Below are 16,261 nucleotides of genomic sequence, written 5' to 3' on the forward strand. Positions count from 1 at the left end.
ATTATTGACTATTTGTTGCGTGTGTTTGATTGACGGGGATTAGTTGGCAACTTATTCGTGTCTTCTGGCTGCAAATTTTTGTATTATCGAATACGCCTGTAATAAAATTCAATCTCCAGTTTAGCCACAGGTTCTAATTCGGCTCGCGTCCACTGTTTTTTACCAGATGCTGCCAATTGATTAACTCGCCCCAAACAACCGTTGAAAATTTCTACGAATTCTGCTTCCTTCAATTCTGTGTTGCCAAGATCGTAACTGCTATTTCTCGTTTCTGGAACGCAGCCGTATTCGTGTACTATTAACTGTAGGTGTTTGTAAATAGGCTCGTTCGGTTGAATGGATATCGGCGGCCAAATTCCCTTAAGAGGTGTCGATCCGCCAAGTTCCGCGCTAAATTCTTCTTGCAGTTTTTGTATAGGTGCTAAATCTTCCTTTTTGAGAATTTGTTTTTCTACATATGTGGGTAGAACTTGACTTACTTTATATAAACACTCCGATAAAACCTGTGCGAATTCGTAGCGTGTCATCTCTATATCAGATAGAAAATAAGTTGATGAAAGATTCGGTGTGGGGGTGCAGTTGAATTGTGATGCTAGGAGTTTTAAGGTTATGTAAGGCCAGTCAGTAGGTTTGACTACTGGATTGGGGTCAGTTATCGTCACAGTCTGTCCCGCAGGTTGAGGTTCGCTTTGAGCCTTAGCTGCATCTGGCGCTCCAACTAAAGCCCAATTCAAAATTGCTGCGATCGATAACAATAAATGCACCCAAAATTTATCCATTTCCTCTCATCTCCCGGTACTTTTAAAGCAGTAGGGCGAGCAATGCCCGCCCTACAAATTAACTGAAAACTGGTAAAGAATTGACAATTTAAGACTGAGCTACTGTTGCAACTTTCGATGTCTTACCAGCAGTTGATTCCTGCTGCAATGCGCCGTAAAGGCGATTTAAAGCGCTGATGTAAGCTTCTGCGGAGGCTACTATGATGTCGGTATTTGCTGAGTGGCCGGAAAATACTTTGCCTTCGTGCCGCAAGCGAATAGTTACTTCGCCGATCGCATCTATTCCCGCTGTCACCGACTGTACAGAAAACTCTATCAACTCGTTGGGTACGTTTACCACCCGGTTAATTGCCCTGTAAACCGCATCCACTGGCCCAGTACCGATCGCAGCATCGGTCAATTCTTCACCCGCCGGATTCCGCACAGTGACAGTTGCTGTCGGCCGAGATTTGTCGCCGCAAGAAACCTGCACCAATTCTAAGCGGAAAAGTTCCGGTGCTTGGTGGACTTCGTTATTGGCGATCGCCTCTAAATCCCAATCAGTAATCTCTTTTTTCTTGTCTGCCAAATCTTTAAACTTGACAAAAGCCTTATTTAGCTCATCGTCGGCCATTTCAAAACCCAACTCTTTCAAGCGAGTGTGGAAAGCGTGGCGCCCCGACAATTTACCCAACACGATTTGATTTTCAGTTAAGCCGATCGACTCAGCGTCCATAATCTCGTATGTCCGCTTATTTTTGAGCACTCCGTCTTGGTGAATTCCCGACTCGTGAGCGAAAGCATTTGCCCCGACAATCGCCTTATTTGGCTGCACCAACATCCCCGTCAAATTGGAAACCAAGCGGGAAGTTTTGTAAATTTGGCGCGAGTCAATATTTGTCAGCGGCTCCTCAGAATCCGCAGGCCTGCCCAAGAACGGATTATAATATTGGCGCCGCACGTAAAGCGCCATTACCAACTCTTCCAGAGCCGCATTTCCCGCCCGTTCGCCAATCCCGTTAATCGTGCATTCTAACTGTCTGGCGCCATTTTTTACGGCTTCCAAAAAGTTAGCAACAGCCAATCCTAAGTCATTGTGACCGTGCACCGAAATAATTGCGCGATCGATATTCGGCACATTTTCCTTAATTCCGCGAATCAAAGCCCCAAACTCGCTCGGAGTCGTGTAGCCGACAGTATCGGGAATATTAACAGTAGTCGCACCCGCTGCGATCGCCCGTTCCAGAACCTGATACAAAAACTCCGGTTCCGATCGGCAAGCATCTTCCGGCGAAAACTCCACATCATCCACAAAAGACTTAGCGTAAGCCACCATTTCCGGCACAATTTCCAGAATCTCAGCCCGCGTCTTTTTCAACTTATGCTCCAAGTGAATATCGGACGTAGCCAGAAACGTATGAATTCGCGAATTTACGGCGGGTTTCAGAGCCTCGGCTGCTGTTTTAATATCCTCCTTTCTCGCCCTCGCTAAACCGCAAATTGTCGGCCCATTTTCTGTGCCAACCGATCGGGCTATTTTTTGGACTGCCTCGAAATCTCCCGTGCTGGTGAAAGGGAAACCCGCTTCAATCACATCCACGCCCAATCTCGCTAACTGGCGAGCGATCGTCAGCTTTTCATCCACATTCAGAGATGCACCCGGAGATTGTTCTCCGTCCCGCAAAGTCGTATCGAAAATAATAATCCGGTCTTGACTTGGTTGAGTTTTCATAGCTCTAAAAAAGTGTTTTCCTGATTTTTACTTGTCCGTTTTTCTAGATTTTTAGCCTCCAGTCAGTCGATTTTAGATTTTAGATTTTAGATTTTAGATTTAATCCACAGATGAATCTGGGAACTTGAACCTTAGTCTAAAATTTTGGGCTACTGGCGGCTCCTATCGGAAAGCAAGTATGCGTTTTTGGGCGGGAGCACCAGTCCCGTGTTTCGCGCCAATAACGAATAATTAATAACCCATAACCCATAACCCATAACTGCTGACTAATAACTACTAACTAATGACTAATGACTAATGACTAATAATCCATCTTCTCGATATGTTCCCTAATTTCATTTAGGTCTATATACCTATCTGTAGCATTTCGTAACTCTCTAGCAATCATTCCTTCGGTGGATACCACAGTAATATGAGTATTTTTCGAGCGGAGCAGCTCGATCGCCCGCTCAAAATCCCCATCCCCGCTAAACAGCACAACTTGGTCGTATTGATCCACGGTATTAAACATATCAACCACAATCTCAATGTCTAAATTAGCCTTTTGAGAATATCTGCCCGAAGCATCGTCGTAATATTCCTTAAGAATTTTAGTGCGAACCGTGTAACCTAGACTTATCAAAGCATCTCGAAATCCCCTTTGATCTTGGGGGTCTTTCAGACCCGTATACCAGAAAGCATTGATCAAGATGACATTCGGCTGCGAAGTTTTGAAATATTCGAGCACCCTGCGAGGATCAAAAAACCAACCGTTCTTTTGTTGAGCGTAGAACATATTGTTCCCGTCCACAAAAATAGAAAGGCGGTTCATTAAGTTTGTCATAGAAACTTAGACCTAATAATTGTAGAAAGAAGTTAATCTAAATATCACATTTTAGCAACATGGAGCTAACTGAGGCAATAGATTAGACTTCAGAAAACTCCATCTCCCCAGTATTTCATATTTTCGGCTCTACCGCCAGAGGGTTCTTTTAAACCTGCTTGCATTTGAGCGAGGGGCCCTCACAAACTATACGCCTACTAACTCAATACAGGCTGCCGTGTCAAGGTTAATGGCGTCTTCAAACTACCGCGCCCACCGCCCTACCGCCAAGCAGGCATACGCCCAGCGCATAGCAGTAGATTTTGCTCCCCTGATTTCATAGCGCAGACTACCTCGGCTCAAGCCTTTTTGCTTTCAAGAGCCCAGCGAGCTAACTCTGTCCGGTTGTGCAGACCTGTTTTGCCCAGCATATTGCTGACGTGGCTTTCGATAGTCCGCTGGCTGACATTCATCACGTCTGCGATCTGGCGGTTTGCCATACCCTGCGCTAGCAACTGTACCACCTTTAACTCAGTGGGAGTCAATTCGACATTGCGGCGCGCCTTAATTTTTGGGCCACTCTCCATACCGGGATTTGAGTGGCCAATCAAGCGGGAGGCTGCTTTCAGAGAAGATTCTACTTGGGCTACCAGTTCTTCTGGTTCAAAAGGCTTGACTATATAAACGTCCGCCCCAGTGCTCAAGCCTTTTACTCGGTCTGAACTTTGACCTTTTGCGGACAAGAAAAGAACCGGAATCCAGTTAGTGCGAGGGTCTTCTCTGATGTGTTTGACTAAAGTGTAGCCGTCCATTTCCGGCATCATCACATCGCAGATAATCAAGTCGGGAACTTCTTGTTCTAGTTTTTCCAGAGCGTCTCTGCCGTTTTCTGCTGTAATGACGTTGTAACCCCGAAACTCCAAGTAGTCCTTGACGAGCAAGATCAAGTTGGGGTCGTCGTCAACCAGCATCAGCCGTTTTTGCTCTCCTGAATTATTGTCCTTTGTCATGTTTATTCCCGCTAAAGTATCCCGCACGCTTCCTTGTTTTCACTTCTGTTTTTTCCGTCAGTCCCCCGCCACCCGGCTGGGGGTGGAGGACGACGATCGACTGAAGGGATGGCGGTGAGGGAAAGCGGGGCGGGTATTACCGCTTTCCAACCTATAATTGACGGCTGTTTGTGAGTGTCTTACGACCTGGAATGCAGCCCAAACCTGTAATGGACGATCGCCCTGTCAAGATCGGTCTTGATTGATTGGAGATTCCCTAACAGAGCGCAAGTTAAATATCTTTAATCTCGATCAGTTCAATTTCAGGTTAATGCCCCGGTTTTAAATTATACTTCTGATATAGAGAAATTTAAGCAGACTCCCTACTTACGTATTTAACTGTTTCTAGTGTAGTTTGGCAACCTGCTTAGTGTCGGCCACTGAGAAATTTTTGCACAAAATTTCACAGTTCCTCCGATCGATTTTTTTTACTGTACCTTTTGAGAAACACAAGGAACACGGGAAGCCGCACAAGGAAGACAAGAACCTAACTACAGTTTTATTGAGCTGTAGCACGTGCGATCGCCCGGACGCCAAACTGTCTCAAATTCTCACCCTTAACCTTAAATTTAACACTTTACCTATAACCCTGTACTTTAAACAGCGCTATACTTAAATGTTTTGCTGTGCATCAGGAGGCACAGGCAAAGGATGAGTTAAGAAAGCGTATTCTTGAACGACCTTTGAGTTGAGGAGATGTTCCTGAATAATTCTCTCAATGACGGGGGGAGTAACGTCGCGATACCACACTCCGTCTGGATAGACTACCATAATCGGGCCAGACGCGCACACTCGCAGGCAATTGGCTTTCGTGCGAAAGACGCAGGTTGGTCGAGTGGCACTTGGCTTGTCGAGCCCCAATTCTTGCAAGCGTTTTTTTAAGTAATTCCACGCCTCCAGACTGGTTTGCCGATCGCAGCACTTGGGCACGGTTTGGTCGGCACAGATAAAAATATGCCGCTCGATTTGAGGGATTCCCAGGCTTTGGACGCAAGCGCTCAAGCCTTGGCTGCAAGATTCATCGTTATTTTCAAGCATTTTATTCATTCGTCAACAGTAATTGGTTAGCGATCAAAAGTCATCATCACAGCCCCCACTCCCCCAGGGCTGTTTCATTCTCACCAAAAACATGAATTTTGACTCTGTAGGGGTAGTGCCAAGAATGCCTACCCCCCCGTGCCTACCCCGCCACAGACGACTGCACAGGCGTTTGGGACATGGGGGCAGCCACGGGGGGCGGCCCCTACAAGAGAATGAAACAGCCCTGCCCACTCCCCCCTCTCCCTCCTACTCATTCTCGGTTCGGGAACCCGTACTGACAACTAAGTTGCGATCGCCCCTGACTAAAGCTAAATTAGCACTCAGGAGTCGAGAGTGCTAATATGTCAGTTGTAAGTAGTCCGCTGTTGCTTTCATCGTGACCCCTGACGACTGACTCACGACAATCTGTAATCTGGAGATTTATTTATGGCAGCAGTATCACTGAGTGTTTCTACCGTTAAACCGTTAGGCGAGCGCGTGTTCGTGAAAGTAAGCGCTAGCGAAGAAAAAACCGCCGGCGGCATCCTTCTGCCCGACACAGCTAAGGAAAAGCCCCAAGTAGGCGAAGTCGCGGCCGTGGGCCCCGGCAAGCGCAATGACGACGGCAGCCGCACAGAAATGGAAGTCAAAGTCGGCGACAAAGTTCTGTACTCGAAGTACGCCGGCACCGACATCAAACTCGGCACAGACGAATACGTCTTGCTTGCAGAAAAAGACATTCTGGCGATCGTTAACTAATTAATTATTAGTCATCAGTCCTTAGTCATCAGTCATTAGTTTAAAGCGAACGCCGCCAAACAACTAATGACACGGGACAAATGACTAAAATCCATCATCCCCAATCCAAAATCTCAAACCCTCTCATCCCCAAAAACTATGGCTAAGCGTATCATCTACAACGAAAATGCACGTCGCGCCCTCGAACGCGGTATGGACATTTTGGCCGAAGCAGTGGCCGTAACCCTCGGCCCCAAAGGCCGTAACGTGGTTCTCGAAAAGAAATTCGGAGCTCCTCAGATCGTCAATGACGGTGTTACCATCGCCAAAGAAATCGAACTCGAAGACCACGTAGAAAATACAGGCGTTGCCCTGATCCGTCAAGCAGCTTCCAAAACCAACGACGCAGCAGGCGACGGTACCACAACTGCTACGGTTTTGGCTCACGCAATGGTCAAAGAAGGCCTGCGCAACGTAGCAGCCGGTGCAAATGCGATCGCCCTCAAACGCGGTGTTGACAAAGCAACCACGTTTTTGGTAGAAAAAATTGCCGAACACGCCAAACAAGTAGAAGATTCCAAAGCCATCGCTCAAGTCGGCTCCATCTCGGCTGGTAACGACGATGAAGTCGGTCAAATGATTGCTAACGCAATGGATAAAGTGGGCAAGGAAGGCGTGATTTCCCTTGAAGAAGGCAAATCCATGACCACCGAACTCGAAATCACCGAAGGGATGCGCTTCGACAAAGGCTACATTTCTCCCTACTTCGTCACCGACACCGAACGGATGGAAGCGATTCTCGAAGAACCCTTCATCTTGCTGACAGACAAGAAAATTGCTCTGGTACAAGATTTAGTACCTGTGCTCGAACAAGTAGCTCGTTCCGGCCGCCCGCTGTTGATCATTGCAGAAGACATTGAGAAAGAAGCTTTAGCTACCCTCGTTGTCAACAAACTGCGCGGTGTGTTGAACGTGACTGCTGTTAAAGCACCCGGTTTTGGCGATCGACGCAAAGCCATGTTAGAAGATATCGCCGTATTGACCGGCGGTCAACTAATCACCGAAGACGCCGGTTTGAAACTGGAAAACACCAAGCTCGACATGATCGGCAAAGCTCGCCGCATCACCATCACCAAAGACAGCACCACAATTGTTGCCGAAGGTAACGAAGCCGCCGTTAAGTCCCGCTGCGAACAAATTCGCCGTCAAATGGACGAAACCGAGTCTTCCTACGACAAAGAGAAGCTGCAAGAACGTTTGGCCAAATTGGCTGGCGGCGTCGCAGTGATCAAAGTCGGCGCGGCTACCGAAACAGAAATGAAGGATCGCAAACTGCGTCTTGAAGATGCGATCAACGCAACCAAAGCTGCAGTAGAAGAAGGAATTGTTCCTGGTGGCGGTACAACTTTGGCTCACCTGACTCCTCAATTGGAAGAGTGGGCTAACAGCAGCCTGAAGGGCGAAGAATTGACCGGTGCTTTGATTGTGGCACGGGCTCTGGCTGCTCCTCTGAAGCGGATTGCTGAAAATGCTGGTTTGAACGGCGCTGTGATTGCTGAGCGCGTCAAAGAAAAGCCGTTCAACGTTGGTTTCAACGCAGCGACAAATGAGTTTGTCGATATGTTTGAAGCTGGAATCGTTGACCCTGCGAAGGTGACTCGTTCTGCTCTGCAAAATGCCGCATCTATTGCTGGTATGGTGCTGACAACCGAGTGCATCGTCGTTGACAAGCCTGAACCGAAGGATGGCGCTGCTGCTGCTGGCGCTGGCGGCGGCATGGGCGGCGGCGACTTCGATTACTAAGTCGATCGTTTGATGACTAATCGCTAGTTTGATGGGGCGGGCAATAATGTCCGCCTTTTTGATAAACAAAATAGCTGTCACCAGGTGACAGCTATATTTTTTTTGGCTGACTGATATACTCAGAAGGAGCTTAGGTACTCCTACTTTAGGGAACCGCTGTATAAAAAAATTTGAGGTAATGTGTCTATGTCTAATGAAAATAAAGACAATTCTCAAAAACAGAAGCCCAAACTAATTTTGCAAAATCAACGCTTGAGAGAGTTGCAGCAACAATTAGACAAATTGAGTGAGAGTCATGGCAGCCTGCTTGAGCAAAACCAGAGAATAGAGCAAAAACTAGAGGATTTAAAGTCTCTGTTAGAAAATCGACCTGATATCATCACAAGTCAGGTCGATGAACCCAGTGATAAGCAATATGAAGATCGGCTAGTGTTTAACCGTGGTCAGAGTCGAAAAGTGCTTAGTGATGCGCTGGAAAATGTTCAAGAGCGATTGATTCTGGTATGTCCTTGGCTGACCTCTTGGGCTACTGCTGTAGTGATTGAGAAGTGCGAAGAACTCATAAAGCGACGTGTTCGGATTGATATTGGTTGGGGTAAATTGGAGGATCTGGCTAGAGATCAAATAGATACATTTTGGTATGGAGCATTGCCCAAATTGCGTCAACTCCAAAATGAACATCCTGAGTTCCTCTATTTGAAGGAATTGGGTACCCATGAAAAGTTTTTGGTGTGTGATAACAACTTTGCCATGCTGGGAAGTCATAACTTTCTCACCTCTAAGGAAAGTAGCCCAGAGTTTGAAGTGGGAATTTTGATCGAAGACACCAACACCATCCAAAAATTAATCAATCGTTTTGATGAATCTACTTTCGATAAGAGTGCGGCTCTTGATTACTTAAGTCGTGAAGGTGACACCTATGACCTTGAATATGACCTTGAAGAGCAACCAATAGAAATTGAGGTTTTGAAAAAAATTATTGAGAAGGCTGAGAAAAGGGTGGCTGAGAACAAGCAGAAAACTGTGGTTAAGCTTCCTCCTCCACAAACACCACCGGTCACTACTCTGAGAAACGAAGAGTCTATTGTGTTGCGAACTAAGTCTGAAAAAAGCGATGATTCTCCCACTAATAAGTCAACTCCGCCTCCTCTTAAATTAAATTTAAATCGGAGAACTAGAAAGAGAACTATACAGTCAGAAGTAGGCAATGATTTGGGGGCAACATCTACAGCAAGTAGTGATAAAAAGCCAGATTTTCCTGTTTATAATAAACCAAAGGAAGAGGCTGTAAAACCCCCGATAATTACGCCAAGTGGCGGACTGGGTGAAATTATAGTTCAACTGAATTGGAGTCAAGGAACTCGACCAGATGGCAGCAAAACTGCTATTGATCTTGATCTGGGTTGCTTGTATGAGCTAAAAGATGGACAAAAGGACGGTATACAAGCCCTGGGCAAATTGTTTGGTAATTTCTCTACAACTCCGTATATTCATCTGGGTGAAGATGACCGTAAGGGTGATAAAGGTGAGATTTTGCAGATAAATGGCGACAAGGTTGCTGAATTTAAGCGGATTCTAGTTTACGCTTGGATCTATCAGGGCATAGCTAAATGGTCTGAGGCTAATGGTGTTGTCAAAATCAAATTGCCAGAGGTAATTGATCAGGAAGATATCGAAGTGAAATTGGATAATTCTATTGATGGTATAGAGGTATGTGCCATTGCCTTGTTTGAGAATGTTGATGACAAGACTTTTAAAGTTAGCAAGAATGAGAAATATTTTAGAGGCCAATCAGAGATGGATAAAGATTTTAAGTGGGGCTTAGACTGGGTTGACGGCTCTAAGGAAGGTGAGAAGTGGAGATGTTAGATGTTAGATTTTAGATTTTAGATTATACTCGTTACCAGGCTCTGCCTGGGAACGCATATCCGGAGGCTCTGCCTCCATTGTCGCAGCCGAGGCAGAGCCTCTGGACATCGGTTCCCAGGCAGAACCTGGGAACCAGTTAACCAGTTATTGAAACTGATTTAGGATTGCTATATTACCTTTCAATAATTACCCCCACCATTTATGAAACTTTATCACACTCCCATTTCCGCCAACTCCCGCCGCGTGTGGATCGCCCTATTAGAAAAAAACCTCGACTTTGAATTAGTAGAAATCCACTTGGACGGCGATCACTTGCAGCCAGACTTTATCGCAATGAATCCTTTTCACCGCATCCCTGTTTTGGTGGATGATGACTTCACCGTCGTCGAGTCTCTGGCAATTCTTGACTATCTAGAAACGAAGTATCCAGAACCGGCAATGTTGCCAAAAGAACCGAAAGATTTGGCAGTTGTGAGGATGGTAGAATTGGTCACGGTTAACGAACTTGCGCCGGCACTTTACCCCCTCAGCAGTGAAAAAATGGGCTGGGGAACTCCTGAACCTCAAGTAATAGAAAAGGCTAAGGAAAAAGTCAATACTGTGCTGACTTTCTTTGAAGGTTTGTTGGACGATCGCCCTTTTTTCGCTAGCAACAGTGTCACGTTTGCCGAATGCGTTGCCGGCACCGTCGTGCCCTTGCTATCTTGGGTTGATGTGTCCCTAGACGGCTATCCTAAAATTCAAGCTTGGTGCGATCGACTAATGTCGCGCCCCTCATGGCAGCAAACTCAATTCACCGAGGCAGATTTGGCGGCTTTCGCATCTCGGAGACAAAAGTTTCTCGCACAATCTGCAGCCTCATGAACAACTCAATTGTGAAGCGATCGCTCTTTTTCCTAGCTGTTTTTACCTGCATCCAAATTCCCATCGCAGCAATGGGGCAGCCCGCCGCCCGATCAAACTACGAAGCAATTAACGCTAAACAGTTCCTTGCCAGTCGCAAAATTACCGTCTCCAAACCCAAAGATATCGCCGCAAAACTCTTTATTTTCGGTGAAGAATCTGAAGGCCGAAAAAGCGAGCAAATTTCGGTTGAATATCCCACGCGAGAAACAGCAGTAATTGTACATACAGTCATCGGTTTAGCTGACGATTCTCTTGGTGCAATGCGAGACCGCATTGAGTTCAGCATCAGGCAAAATAAGTGGGAAATTGTCTGGCTTGGCCGACAATCGAAGTGTAAACCAAATCGCGGACACCAAGATTGGGCAAGCGGCCTCTGTAGTTAGAAAGGTCGATCTGCTTTTTGCTTAAATTCTTTCACCCCGGATGCGTTGTGAGGAACCAAGCTAGGACTTGATGCAACCGACGAAAAACATAGACCTAGAAAGATTCGCTACCGCTGCTTCCCGACAGAAATAAGTTATTCATGCGTAAGTCCAGGAAGCACTCTGGGCTGGGCTTTGTTCGCTTGCTGCGCGACAATCTTAAAACTATTTTCGGTGTCGATCGCTCTTTTAGTCAAAAAGAGCGATCGAACTCAGAAGTTTACTTGCACATGATCAAATTTCCCGCCGAGATGAATCCTGCCACAGGGGCTGAAATCTCAACCCAATTGCGGTTTTCTCCATTCTTATCTTTCACTAACTGGAAATTCGGTACCAGCGTTACTTGACCGTTAGCCGGTACACCGCCTTTAACAGCAGAAGTCTTTGAAGGCTCGGTGCGGATAGCTAGACCCCTCGGCGCTACGCGAGGTTCTACTTGGCGGCAGAGACTTACTGGGCCGGTTGCAGGTGCGGGCGCAGGTGCGGGTGCTGGTGCTGGTGCTGGTGCTGGTGCTGGTGCTGGCGCTGGTGCTGGTGCTGGTGCTGGTGCTGGCGCTGGTGCGGGTGCTGGTGCTGGTGCTGGCGCTGGTGCTGGTGCTGGTGCTGGTGCTGGCGCTGGTGCGGGTGCTGGTGCGGGTGCTGGCGCTGGTGCGGGTGCTGGCGCTGGTGCGGGTGCTGGTGCTGGTGCAGGAGTTTGACTAATTGTGCACGAACCTAAATTACTTTCGTCGTTGGGATAGCCGCTAGCTACATACCCTGTGACGGGAGCGGTAATTTGAATCCAGAGGCGACCGTCGGAGGCTTTAACAGAAGTAGCGCCTTGGGACAGTGTTACCTGAGTGTTAAGTCCTACCCCGCCAACTCTAGGGGATTTGGGGTCTGGGTTCTGGCGAACGGTCAAACCTTCTTTGGGAGTGACTTTACGGCAAAGGTTGCCAGCCTGGGCTATTTGAAACGTGGCGCTATCTTCAAAGGAAATATTTTCCGCATCTTGACTGACGGTGGATGTTGATGGGGCGGCAACACCGATGGCATTCGCCTGCAAACTTCCGGCTACGATCGCGATCGCGCCCAGCACTGCAGCGGGCTTATTCCAGCAATTCAAGTTTTTCATCCGTTCAAATCCTCACTTAACCACAATCATTATCTTAATTGCAGGTCAATATAGCAAAAAAATCGATTTGTCTTCCACAAAAAAGCTTTATATAACTTTTTTATGACCGCAAGTCAAGTTTAATTTATATATTTTAATGTTTGGTGAGTTGAGCGAAGACAAATAAAGCTGCTACGCCGATAAATGACTCATTATGGCAGAGCGGGGGAGGGAGAAGGCCAGAGTGTCTGAGTCGGGGAATGGCAGAGGGGAAAAGTCAACAGTTAACTGTTTAAATGCGGGACAGTTTACTAGGACTGCAAGTCATTTGTTGTGTTCGTTAAACCATTTAGCTGTCAGTTGTTGCAGTTGAGTAATATGGGGCTACATTTCATGTGAATTCTTGGCAGATTCGAGAGCGAGATTGTGGTTGAGATGCTCCAATATTCAGATTGACAGGCGATGGGCGCGATCGACCCCATCGTCGTAGTGGGCTGGCACAAGCCGGATACAGTTCTTCGATCGCGCTCACATAACTCCACTGTCGATCGTACCTTACTTAAACAGGACTTACGCACTCAAGGGCGTTAAATCAAGGGTTTGAGATTGCTTCACTACTTTATCTTCCGACACAAAATCGTAGTACGTGCGTCCACAACTATTAAAATTGTGGCAAACAGCGCCAATCGCTAGCATTGACGCGATGGCTGGGGTCAATTTGATAAAATCTTCCAAAACGGAAACTTATCGGCTTGAGGCACAGTTGTGTTTTTGTGGCTAAAGCCACCCCGCCATCGGCGACAGTTGCTGTAGCTGTTTGCAAACGGTTTTGTTCCTGTGGAGACAACCAGCACAAAACCTCCGAACAAAAGCAGCCCGCTCAAATCAGAAACCAAATAGTTGCGCTAATTCTGATTTAATTATATTGCTATAGCAACCGCACTCGATGTTTATGAGGTTTTCAATTGCTGAAACTAATGCGGCATATTCCTTTGGAATGGGAGCCTATTAATGATAGGAAAAATTTTTTTTTCGCAGGGCGATCGGGATGATGTTACGCACAATGATAGTCAAAGCCCAATTAATCTCCTCCCTTGTTCCTGCTTTCCCAAATAACTAAACCCTTCTCTCTTCCAGAGTTAAAGCTTTCTTCCTTCTGCTATATAATGACCAAAGCGTTAAATATTTTTCCAGTGACAAAAACTACTAACAAAAAAAACGGCAAATCCTCTAAATATCCCTTTGACGGTCTATCTTTAGACGATCGCAATCCCGACTTCATTCAGTTTTGGCTGCCATTCTGGGAATGGCTGTACCGCTACTATTTTCGCGTAGAAAGCGACGGCTGGCACCACGTCCCCGCGAGCGGAAAAATGCTCGTTGTCGGTTCTCACAACGGGGGACTTGCCGCTCCTGATATGTTTATGTTCCTATACGAATGGTTCCGCAGGTACGGCACGGAACGCTTGGCCTATGGATTGATGCACCCCACGGTTTGGGAAGTTTCTCCTGATGTTGCTAGCATGGCGGTTCAGTGTGGTGCTCTCAAGGCGCATCCGAAAATGGCGATCGCAGCTTTGCGAAAAAATGCCCCAGTTCTCGTCTATCCGGGCGGCGCCCAAGATGTTTTTCGCCCCCACCACTTGCGCGATCGAATCTACTTTGCTGGACGCAAGGGATTTATCAAATTAGCATTGCGAGAAGAAGTGCCAATTGTACCGATTGTATCGCACGGTGCCCACGATACTTTGATAGTTTTGGCAGATTTGTACGAACAAGTTAAGCAATTGCATGAATGGGGGATGCCGTGGTTGTTGGGCATCGATCCGGTGGTATTTCCGGTATATTTGGGATTGCCTTGGGGATTGAGTATTGGGCCTTTGCCGAACTTGCCTTTACCCGTGCAAATTCGGACTCGCGTCTGCGAACCTATTGTATTTGAGAGGTACGGTTCGGAGGCGGCGCGCGATCGCGATTATGTTGATGCTTGTTTCGATCGAGTTACCGCCCAAATGCAAGAACAATTAGATTGTTTGACTGGCAAGTGACAATTGCACAACTCTATATTATTCTCTGCTGCAGAAACCGATTTTTTTTACGACAATATAGCGTGAAGCGCGAGGGATATGGGAAAAAACCCGGTTTCTTGACTCCTGTGGGTAAGTCGTGACTGCAAACATTTTTTGAAATAAATCAAATGATTTATTTCAAAAACCCACAAGTGCGGTACTAAATCGGATTTTACCCATCTTAATTACGTGAAATACCAGAAAACCGCAGTCGCCAAAGTGATCCTTTTTATCATGCAGGTTGTAGCGGACATCATATCAAGTTAAATCAACGCAGATGAATAGGATTTCATCTGCCTTTATCTTCGTTACTCGGCGGGGAAAAAATAGAATTGGCAAAACTAACCTGATTCTGTATAAACTCTCGATCTTAATTTTGCCTGCTACCGAACAGTGACTAATTGCCCGATCGCCTTAACCGCAATACTGGGATGAAAAAGTACCGCCGGCGACTCAATCATGTGCAGAACTTCCAAAAAAGCTTGACAAACTTTAGCATCATCGACAAGCGCTTTTAACACCAACTCCATGTACTCAATAATCAGCCGCGTGATCAAATTTGGTTTAGCACCTGTACTTCCCCGATAGCGGGAATCCTGACTGATGGCAAACGTCCAAGGAATAGTGTGTAATTTTGCTAGTTTTTGTTGAAATTGTCGCACAAAGCCTGTTAAATCGCCTTCTGGATACCGCTCTCTTTGCTTTTGCAGGCATTCATCTAGCATCTGAGCATCTAGTGCAGCAACCGTCATTCCCTGTCCGTATATCGGGTTAAAAGCGCAAACTGCATGACCGATAACTGCCAAATTTTCAGGATAACGGGAGAGGCGATCGTAGTGGCGCAAACGGTTTTCTGTACCTCGATAACTATAAACAGGGGTTATTGCTTCTGCGTCTTTAATTGCATCATAAATTGTCGGGGTTGGCAAAGTGCGGGCAAATTCTAGAAAACCTGCTTCGTCTGCGGGAGGATAATCGCGATCGCCCCCGATGAGAAGCGCCAGCCAGCGATTGCCTTCGATCGGAAAAATTGCACCGCCACGGGTGCGAAATGGCGGTGCGGTTGACACAAATACTGGCGCAGTGTTTGACAATTTACCGCTGCCTTCATAGATGCGACTGGCATAGCCCACAAAAGCATTGATAGCGGTTTCTTGTGGAGGTTCATAGCCCAAACTTTTCAACCATTGAGGTGTTTTGGAAACTTTGCCTGCAGCATCGACTACCAAATCTGCATTCAAATTCTCTGCATGGATGTTACCAGGGTTTTGACGATCGCGAAAACGCACCGACACGCCAGCAACTTCCGTGCGTGAGGCATTCGCCAGCAACCCCGTTACTGTGCATCCTTCGAGGAAATGCACGTTCATTCTTTCAGCCAAGCGACGGCGAATTTGCCAATCAAGTAAATCCCGACTGAACATAATTAAATCATTGAGATCCGGGCTAGATTGCGGGGCCCAACCCGCCGGACTAAACCACCCGATCGACTTCGGATTTAACCTAGGAGCACCAGCAGCTACCAGTTCGTTTTCCAAGCCGGGAAAAAACTCTTCTAGGATCATTTTTCCCCGATTAAAAAGGATGTGAAGATGACGAGATTGAGGAATACCGGGGCGAGGTGCGGGTTTTTCTGGAAAAAAATCTCGTTCAACAATACTTACTCGGTCAAAGTGTTTTGCTAATACTCTAGAGGCCAACAGTCCTGCTAAACTGCCGCCAATAATAATTGCATGACTTTCTCGCTGCACTATCGAATTCCTTGAAAGCTAATTTGCTATGGCATTGGTAGATGAATTGTGAACAATTTGTCTGGGCTTCTGTACCAACTCTTAATATCGATCGACCACAGATTCTCCTCTGCGATTATTTTAATCAGACTTACATACCACAAATATCCCTAAAGTGACAGCCAGCCACAGACATATTTCTACACTTCCGACTGTAGGGGGATGCTTTAGCTCGTCAATAAGGCGATGCTTGCCATTGGGGGCATGAGT

15 protein-coding genes are annotated in these 16,261 nt (G+C 46.7%); 7 read left to right on the forward strand and 8 right to left on the reverse strand.

From position 1 onward, the window contains the following. Positions 1 to 83: 83 nt before the first annotated feature. The 5 genes from QUB24_RS26695 to QUB24_RS26715 form a co-directional block, all read right to left on the reverse strand. Positions 84 to 779 carry a hypothetical protein gene (locus QUB24_RS26695; RefSeq protein WP_333156632.1) on the reverse strand — a complete coding sequence of 232 codons (696 nt, stop codon included), beginning with the start codon at positions 777 to 779 and terminating at the stop codon, positions 84 to 86. An 88-nt stretch (positions 780 to 867) separates the two neighbouring features. After that, positions 868 to 2,490 carry a 2-isopropylmalate synthase gene (locus tag QUB24_RS26700; protein WP_333156633.1) on the reverse strand — a complete coding sequence of 541 codons (1,623 nt, stop codon included), beginning with the start codon at positions 2,488 to 2,490 and terminating at the stop codon, positions 868 to 870. A gap of 301 nt (positions 2,491 to 2,791) precedes the next feature. Beyond that, complete coding sequence (locus QUB24_RS26705) at positions 2,792 to 3,313, reverse strand: LabA-like NYN domain-containing protein (protein WP_006633075.1); 522 nt, start codon at positions 3,311 to 3,313, stop codon at positions 2,792 to 2,794. 338 nt (positions 3,314 to 3,651) lie between these two features. Further along, positions 3,652 to 4,302, reverse strand: coding sequence for a response regulator transcription factor (locus QUB24_RS26710; protein WP_333156634.1), 651 nt, complete (start codon positions 4,300 to 4,302; stop codon positions 3,652 to 3,654). 651 nt (positions 4,303 to 4,953) lie between these two features. After that, positions 4,954 to 5,379, reverse strand: a complete 426-nt coding sequence (locus QUB24_RS26715) for a ferredoxin (RefSeq protein WP_333156650.1) — start codon at positions 5,377 to 5,379, stop codon at positions 4,954 to 4,956. A gap of 91 nt (positions 5,380 to 5,470) precedes the next feature. Between QUB24_RS26715 and QUB24_RS26720 the strand changes: the two genes are divergently transcribed. From QUB24_RS26720 to QUB24_RS26745, 6 genes are all read left to right on the forward strand, one after another. After that, on the forward strand, positions 5,471 to 5,722 hold the full coding sequence (locus QUB24_RS26720; protein ID WP_333156635.1) for a hypothetical protein: 252 nt from the start codon (positions 5,471 to 5,473) through the stop codon (positions 5,720 to 5,722). Positions 5,723 to 5,808: 86 nt separating this feature from the next. Then, complete coding sequence (gene groES / locus QUB24_RS26725) at positions 5,809 to 6,120, forward strand: co-chaperone GroES (RefSeq protein ID WP_006633072.1); 312 nt, start codon at positions 5,809 to 5,811, stop codon at positions 6,118 to 6,120. A 138-nt stretch (positions 6,121 to 6,258) separates the two neighbouring features. Then, positions 6,259 to 7,902 carry a chaperonin GroEL gene (gene groL, locus QUB24_RS26730; RefSeq protein WP_015174510.1) on the forward strand — a complete coding sequence of 548 codons (1,644 nt, stop codon included), beginning with the start codon at positions 6,259 to 6,261 and terminating at the stop codon, positions 7,900 to 7,902. A 186-nt stretch (positions 7,903 to 8,088) separates the two neighbouring features. Further along, positions 8,089 to 9,771, forward strand: coding sequence for a phospholipase D-like domain-containing protein (locus QUB24_RS26735; protein ID WP_333156636.1), 1,683 nt, complete (start codon positions 8,089 to 8,091; stop codon positions 9,769 to 9,771). Between the two features lie 201 nt (positions 9,772 to 9,972). Continuing rightward, positions 9,973 to 10,635: a glutathione S-transferase family protein gene (locus QUB24_RS26740; RefSeq protein ID WP_333156637.1), complete on the forward strand. Its 663-nt coding sequence runs from the start codon at positions 9,973 to 9,975 to the stop codon at positions 10,633 to 10,635. Continuing rightward, on the forward strand, positions 10,632 to 11,060 hold the full coding sequence (locus tag QUB24_RS26745; protein WP_333156638.1) for a hypothetical protein: 429 nt from the start codon (positions 10,632 to 10,634) through the stop codon (positions 11,058 to 11,060). Before QUB24_RS26740 ends, QUB24_RS26745 begins: the two co-directional genes overlap by 4 nt. A gap of 259 nt (positions 11,061 to 11,319) precedes the next feature. Here the strand turns inward: QUB24_RS26745 and QUB24_RS26750 are convergent, their stop codons facing one another. Both QUB24_RS26750 and QUB24_RS26755 read right to left on the reverse strand, forming a co-directional pair. After that, complete coding sequence (locus tag QUB24_RS26750) at positions 11,320 to 12,213, reverse strand: SH3 domain-containing protein (protein ID WP_333156639.1); 894 nt, start codon at positions 12,211 to 12,213, stop codon at positions 11,320 to 11,322. A gap of 640 nt (positions 12,214 to 12,853) precedes the next feature. Continuing rightward, on the reverse strand, positions 12,854 to 13,039 hold the full coding sequence (locus QUB24_RS26755; RefSeq protein ID WP_333156640.1) for a hypothetical protein: 186 nt from the start codon (positions 13,037 to 13,039) through the stop codon (positions 12,854 to 12,856). A gap of 319 nt (positions 13,040 to 13,358) precedes the next feature. On the opposite strand from QUB24_RS26755, the gene QUB24_RS26760 reads away from it, so the two are divergent. After that, positions 13,359 to 14,240 carry a lysophospholipid acyltransferase family protein gene (locus QUB24_RS26760; protein WP_333156641.1) on the forward strand — a complete coding sequence of 294 codons (882 nt, stop codon included), beginning with the start codon at positions 13,359 to 13,361 and terminating at the stop codon, positions 14,238 to 14,240. A gap of 404 nt (positions 14,241 to 14,644) precedes the next feature. Here the strand turns inward: QUB24_RS26760 and QUB24_RS26765 are convergent, their stop codons facing one another. After that, positions 14,645 to 16,012, reverse strand: coding sequence for a 2-polyprenyl-6-methoxyphenol hydroxylase-like oxidoreductase (locus tag QUB24_RS26765; RefSeq protein WP_333156642.1), 1,368 nt, complete (start codon positions 16,010 to 16,012; stop codon positions 14,645 to 14,647). Positions 16,013 to 16,261 lie beyond the last annotated feature (249 nt).

Source organism: Microcoleus sp. B9-D4, assembly GCF_036705105.1.
GTDB lineage: Bacteria > Cyanobacteriota > Cyanobacteriia > Cyanobacteriales > Microcoleaceae > Microcoleus.

Excerpts from the sequence above, each read along its gene's own strand:
- QUB24_RS26735 (WP_333156636.1), top strand. The coding sequence starts at position 8,089 with ATGTCTAATGAAAATAAAGACAATTCTCAAAAACAGAAGCCCAAACTA.
- QUB24_RS26695 (WP_333156632.1), bottom strand. The coding sequence starts at position 779 with ATGGATAAATTTTGGGTGCATTTATTGTTATCGATCGCAGCAATTTTG.
- groL (WP_015174510.1), top strand. The coding sequence starts at position 6,259 with ATGGCTAAGCGTATCATCTACAACGAAAATGCACGTCGCGCCCTCGAA.
- QUB24_RS26750 (WP_333156639.1), bottom strand. The coding sequence starts at position 12,213 with ATGAAAAACTTGAATTGCTGGAATAAGCCCGCTGCAGTGCTGGGCGCG.
- QUB24_RS26700 (WP_333156633.1), bottom strand. The coding sequence starts at position 2,490 with ATGAAAACTCAACCAAGTCAAGACCGGATTATTATTTTCGATACGACT.
- QUB24_RS26710 (WP_333156634.1), bottom strand. The coding sequence starts at position 4,302 with ATGACAAAGGACAATAATTCAGGAGAGCAAAAACGGCTGATGCTGGTT.
- QUB24_RS26715 (WP_333156650.1), bottom strand. The coding sequence starts at position 5,379 with ATGCTTGAAAATAACGATGAATCTTGCAGCCAAGGCTTGAGCGCTTGC.
- QUB24_RS26705 (WP_006633075.1), bottom strand. The coding sequence starts at position 3,313 with ATGACAAACTTAATGAACCGCCTTTCTATTTTTGTGGACGGGAACAAT.
- QUB24_RS26745 (WP_333156638.1), top strand. The coding sequence starts at position 10,632 with ATGAACAACTCAATTGTGAAGCGATCGCTCTTTTTCCTAGCTGTTTTT.
- QUB24_RS26720 (WP_333156635.1), top strand. The coding sequence starts at position 5,471 with ATGAATTTTGACTCTGTAGGGGTAGTGCCAAGAATGCCTACCCCCCCG.
- groES (WP_006633072.1), top strand. The coding sequence starts at position 5,809 with ATGGCAGCAGTATCACTGAGTGTTTCTACCGTTAAACCGTTAGGCGAG.
- QUB24_RS26760 (WP_333156641.1), top strand. The coding sequence starts at position 13,359 with ATGACCAAAGCGTTAAATATTTTTCCAGTGACAAAAACTACTAACAAA.
- QUB24_RS26740 (WP_333156637.1), top strand. The coding sequence starts at position 9,973 with ATGAAACTTTATCACACTCCCATTTCCGCCAACTCCCGCCGCGTGTGG.